The 3,352-nt window shown below is 58.5% G+C and carries 6 protein-coding genes; 1 reads left to right on the forward strand and 5 read right to left on the reverse strand.

The features are described 5' to 3' along the window. Positions 1-21: 21 nt before the first annotated feature. From WA989_RS03425 to WA989_RS03445, 5 genes are all read right to left on the reverse strand, one after another. Complete coding sequence (locus tag WA989_RS03425; protein WP_424339118.1) at positions 22-201, reverse strand: hypothetical protein; 180 nt, start codon at positions 199-201, stop codon at positions 22-24. A gap of 94 nt (positions 202-295) precedes the next feature. After that, positions 296-751, reverse strand: a complete 456-nt coding sequence (gene pspC / locus WA989_RS03430) for an envelope stress response membrane protein PspC (RefSeq protein WP_424339119.1) — start codon at positions 749-751, stop codon at positions 296-298. A gap of 11 nt (positions 752-762) precedes the next feature. Further along, positions 763-1,020: an envelope stress response membrane protein PspB gene (pspB, locus tag WA989_RS03435; protein WP_424339120.1), complete on the reverse strand. Its 258-nt coding sequence runs from the start codon at positions 1,018-1,020 to the stop codon at positions 763-765. 110 nt (positions 1,021-1,130) lie between these two features. Further along, positions 1,131-1,823: a phage shock protein PspA gene (pspA, locus tag WA989_RS03440; RefSeq protein ID WP_424339121.1), complete on the reverse strand. Its 693-nt coding sequence runs from the start codon at positions 1,821-1,823 to the stop codon at positions 1,131-1,133. A gap of 63 nt (positions 1,824-1,886) precedes the next feature. Next, on the reverse strand, positions 1,887-2,027 hold the full coding sequence (locus tag WA989_RS03445) for a hypothetical protein (protein ID WP_188657421.1): 141 nt from the start codon (positions 2,025-2,027) through the stop codon (positions 1,887-1,889). A gap of 206 nt (positions 2,028-2,233) precedes the next feature. On the opposite strand from WA989_RS03445, the gene pspF reads away from it, so the two are divergent. Then, the gene (pspF, locus tag WA989_RS03450; protein WP_424339122.1) at positions 2,234-3,292 is read left to right on the forward strand and encodes a phage shock protein operon transcriptional activator; all 1,059 of its coding nucleotides are present in this window, start codon (positions 2,234-2,236) and stop codon (positions 3,290-3,292) included. The last annotated feature ends 60 nt before the right edge of the window (positions 3,293-3,352 follow it).

A 3,352-nucleotide genomic window follows, 5' to 3' on the forward strand; every position in this document is an offset into this window, starting at 1 on the left:
ATCTGAAGCGCGGCCGCTAGATCAGGTCGCGGCGGCAAAGACCAGCTGGACGCCTTTGTCCATGGAGGCCTGAAGCGACATCTGAACGCCGCCTGCTTCGATATGGAGGCCGCCGGCGAAGCTCATCGCGGCAGCGGCAGCCAGCATGACGAGGGCGGCACTGCAGGCGATCCATCCGCTTGTCTGGAGTTTGCTGGACATTGGTTTTTTCCTCTTGCTTGGAAAGTTGATGACCTCGGCCTCAGGCCTTTGCTGGTACTGCTGTGGCAGGGAAAGGATGAGCGCCGACATCTGTTCAGTTCTTTTCTAGGTTGCGGAACTCGCGGCGCAGGCGCCACTCATCCGAGGTTACATTGCGTTCGAGATTTTGGAGACGGTCTTCGAGGTCCATGAAAGAATATTTCAGGCCTGAATAGGTCGCCTTGGGACGGTCCGAGACACCGCGCCAGAAGGCATCTTCTTCCGGCGCGAGCGGGCTGTAACCCATAGGCGCCTTCGGGATCATCATGATCATCACGATATAAGCGAGAATGATCAGCGGTCCGGCGAACAGGAAGAACGAGGCCACGGTGAGCAGGCGCACGACGATCGGATCCCATCCGAAGCGTTCTGCGATACCGCCGCAGACACCTGCCCAGACCCGTTCCTTGCGGGAGCGGTAAAGGCGCTTGGGGTTTGGCGAGGAAAACATGTCATCCTCGCGACCGTGGACGCGTTCGCGGTGACGGCGGTGATGATGAGGGTCGGTCATTTGTGGTATTCCTATCGGTCGAGGGGAGAGCGGGACCGGCGCGAAACCGGCGCTGCGTCTTCCGGGTGAGTATCTGTCAGCTGTTCGAGCGTCTCGATGCGGCGTTCCATGGCTCTCGCCGAGCGCCAGAGGTCTTCGAGCATTCGCTCATCGTCCGGTTCCAGCGTCTTCTGTTTCCGCCAGAGGGTGATGTAGTGGAACACCATGCCCGGGAAGACGACGAAGATTGAGACGACAGCCACGAGGGCGATGATAAATTCGGATTCCATGTCTATCCTTCCCCGGCTTCAGACCGGGTTTCCATGTGCTGGAGTACGAGACCCGGCACGATGATAGCAGAAAGAATGATGGCGAGTACGATTAGTGACGTGATCATGGATTAGTCCTCGCTATCCTTGGCTTTCGCCTTTGCCGGCGATTTGGCGCGCGACTTCTTGAGAGCCTCGAGTTCCTTCTCGACGGCCTCGTCCCGTTCCAGGGCGGCAAACTCGGCCTCAAGGCTCGGCTCGCTGCCTTTGATCTGGTCGGCATAGGCTTCCATCTCATCGACCTTGCGCTCGACCGTGGCGTAGCGGGCGAGTGCATCGTCCACTTTGCCGTCATAGGTCTGCGAGCGCATGCGGATGCGTTGCTCGGCAGCTTCCCGGCGCATCATCAGCGCGCGGTGCTTGGCCTTGGCCTCGTCGAGCTTGGCCTGGAGCTTCGCCAGATCATCCTGGTGCTTCTCGAAGGCCTCTTCGGCAGCCGTCATGGCGTGCCTGCGGCGCTGGATTTCACCATCGGCCTTCTGCTTGGCAGAAAGGGCACCGCGGGCAAGATCCTCGCGGCCCTTGTCAATCGCCACGCCGGCCTTGTTTTCCCAATCGTCGCGGACCTTGGTGTAATACTCGATCTCGCGTTCCATTTCCTTTTTATCGGCCATGGCACGCGCGGCGGAGGTGCGAACCTCAACCAGCGTGTCTTCCATTTCCTGGATGATCAGACGCGCGATCTTTTCTGGGTTTTCTGCACTGTCCAGCATCGCATTGATGTTGGAGTTAATGATGTCGCCGAGGCGGGAAAAAAGTCCCATTGTTATATTCCTTTCATTCTCGGTGATGTCTGGGAGGAGACGGGGCTGAACGCTTACAGGCCCTTAGAAAAAGAGGCCGCCGAGGAAGACACCGGCTGCGAAGAACATCCAGCACTCGGCCGGACGTGAAGCGAGCCAGCGACCAAATTTGCCCGAACCTTCGCGGGCTTCCTGGTAGCGGGTGTCATAACGGTGATCGGTCATTTCTTTTTCAGTCCTTTAATTGTGGCGACGCCCATCGCCTGTGATGCCAGATACATTTCAAGGACCGTGCCAGTTTTGGCGTAACCATTTAGAACTTTGTTTCTAAAGCAATTATTTTTCTAGAGGCCGGTTTGCGAAATTTTATTTTAGTATATTTGACCAAATTCTTTTATTGATTTGACCAACTATCTAGTTATTTATGCCTCATGGTTGGTCAAACGCCCCAAATTGTTGGTGAAGCGCCTGAGTGGCTGTCAGCGCTTGAACACGTCTCCCGACTGGCCCCGCTCGATCGGCCCTCGCTCGTCATCGGGGAGCGCGGCACGGGTAAAGAGTTAATCGCCGAGCGGCTGCACTTTCTCTCGCGCCGCTGGGACGGGCCCTATATTCAGGTGAACTGCGCCGCCCTGTCCGATGACCTTCTGGATTCAGAACTGTTCGGCCATGAGCGCGGTGCCTTCACCGGCGCGACAGAGCGACGTCAGGGCCGATTCGAGCTGGCCAATGGCGGCACGCTCTTCCTTGATGAGATCGCAACCGCCTCCCAGCGCGTGCAGGAAAAGCTCTTGCGCGTCATTGAATATGGCGAGTTTCAGCGCCTCGGCGGCGAGAAAGTGCTGTCCAGCGATGTGCGCGTCGTTGCGGCGACGAACATCGATCTGCCGTCCGCCGTGCAGGCAGGAACATTTAGGGCCGACCTGCTCGACCGCCTCGCCTTTGATGTCATCACCCTGCCTCCTCTACGGGCAAGGGACGGCGATGCCACGCTGCTCGCAGACTTCTTTGCCCGCCGCATGGCGCGCGAAATGCTTGAGGACTTTCCGGGCTTTGCGCCGTCCGCCATCGCCGCCATCGAAGCGCATGATTGGCCGGGCAATGTGCGCGAACTTCGAAACTTCGCGCAGCGGGTGACGGCCCGGGCGCTGGCGGCGCCAACGAATGAACCAATCCGGTTTGATCCGGCGGCGCTAGATCCGTTCGAGTCTCCCTTCAGACCCCCTGCCACCTTGACGCCAGCAGAACAGACCCCATCTGCGCCGGTCACGAAACCCGCATTACCGAAGCCGCAGCTCGGCGCCTCGTTCGAGGACCAGACTAAACTTTTCGAAACCGCCTTAATCGATGCCGCCCTCGGGGCACATGATGGCCACCAGGGCAGAGCCGCCGATACGCTGGGCCTTACCTATCACCAGTTCCGCGGCCTCCTCAAAAAACACGACTATGGGAAGAAACCGGGCAAACCGGACACAACGGAAGAGCCATAGCAGCACTTTCTTAGGCTTAGGCCAATACTCATACCTGCAAAGGAGTAGACCATGCAGGCC

The sequence above is a fragment of the Henriciella sp. genome (assembly GCF_049649345.1).
Lineage (GTDB): Bacteria > Pseudomonadota > Alphaproteobacteria > Caulobacterales > Hyphomonadaceae > Henriciella.

Bases quoted from the DNA above. Each gene is read 5' to 3' on its own strand.
- WA989_RS03425 (WP_424339118.1), bottom strand. From the start codon at position 201: ATGTCCAGCAAACTCCAGACAAGCGGATGGATCGCCTGCAGTGCCGCC.
- pspC (WP_424339119.1), bottom strand. From the start codon at position 751: ATGACCGACCCTCATCATCACCGCCGTCACCGCGAACGCGTCCACGGT.
- pspB (WP_424339120.1), bottom strand. From the start codon at position 1,020: ATGGAATCCGAATTTATCATCGCCCTCGTGGCTGTCGTCTCAATCTTC.
- pspA (WP_424339121.1), bottom strand. From the start codon at position 1,823: ATGGGACTTTTTTCCCGCCTCGGCGACATCATTAACTCCAACATCAAT.
- WA989_RS03445 (WP_188657421.1), bottom strand. From the start codon at position 2,027: ATGACCGATCACCGTTATGACACCCGCTACCAGGAAGCCCGCGAAGGT.
- pspF (WP_424339122.1), top strand. From the start codon at position 2,234: ATGGTTGGTCAAACGCCCCAAATTGTTGGTGAAGCGCCTGAGTGGCTG.